The following is a 1,181-nucleotide window of genomic DNA, read 5'->3' as shown; positions in this document are numbered from 1 at the left end:
CTGAGGTTCGCGCTGGTCCCCTGTAGAAGGACCAGTTCGAAACCCATAAACCAGTTGAAGCTCTATTATCTAAGCGGCTCAAGAACGCGAAAAAATTCTTCGGGCATTTTCCTTGAAAGAATCCAGAAAAGACTCGGATTCTCCAGTATCTCCCTTCACGCCAATGATCAATTGATTGCGCTCAAGTTTACCCTCGTCGGACTGCACGGCATCCAGACTTAACCTGTCCACAGTCCAACCCCAATTTCTATGAGGTAAAGTCAATAGCTCGTACCCATAGTCCTCGATTAACATCCGGCACATTTCTTTCATTGACGTGCCTTCGTAGTTTAGCGCATTGGGGCTGTCTGTCTCGATTAGAAGAATTGGTCCAAACTTCTTCAAAGTTTTTTCTGCTCCTCGAAGAATCGAAACTTGTGACCCCTCAACATCCACTTTTATGACACCCGGCTTGGCAGGGGATTTCTCTACGAAATCGTCCAGACGCAGAATATCCAACTCCGCTTTTTCGAAGCCATCCGCCAGAAGGTCTTGCTCCTCAGAGCTTTCTGGATTTACCCTGAGCGCAAAGTTTTTGTACAAACAGGGCACTTTTCTTAGCGTGTTATCCGCAACTCCGGCGTTTTCAGCGACTAAGCGGGATGAAAGATGGTGGTTGAGTTCGAAATTTCGCCGCGCTTTTTGGTACGAACGTGGGTTCATTTCAAAGCCCACTACCGTCTTACAGCTCAGAATTTCCGCCGCCACCAATGAAACGTATCCGTGAAGAAGCCCAATATCGTAAAATACTCGTCTTTGACGGGCGGGAACTACATCGCGAAGAGCTAACAACGTGGCGATCATTCCAGGCTCGTGTACGCCTGAACCTTTCTCCGTCCTACTCGCAACCCAGCCGGACGATTGTTTTGAAAAGATCAAATCCTTGGTGGCCAGGGTAGGGCAATTAAGGTCATAGCGGTGCGCTTCTGACCCTTCGATCATCTCCAATGTGCTTTCGAACGGCGTCGTTTGCTCGAGGTGTTTCTTTATCTCGTTGATCATTGTTGGCTCTTTTTTGTGGCTTCTACGAATCATCGAAGCTTCGAGCAGTCGGTAGCACTCTTACAATCTTGTTCCTAGAGACCAGCGACGATTGACCGCTCCCTAATGAGGGCACTCCTGTAAGAAGGAACAAGGCAGAT

1 protein-coding gene is annotated in these 1,181 nt (G+C 48.3%); it reads right to left on the bottom strand.

Translation table 11 applies throughout. The features are described from left to right. Positions 1 to 78: 78 nt before the first annotated feature. On the bottom strand, positions 79 to 1,041 hold the full coding sequence (locus ACR0IY_RS21955) for an FkbM family methyltransferase (protein ID WP_480677161.1): 963 nt from the start codon (positions 1,039 to 1,041) through the stop codon (positions 79 to 81). Positions 1,042 to 1,181: the final 140 nt, after the last annotated feature.

This window comes from Ruegeria sp. BC1 (assembly GCF_056539305.1).
Note: the sequence above shows the minus strand (reverse complement) of the source record. Positions and strands in the feature narration are given on the sequence as shown.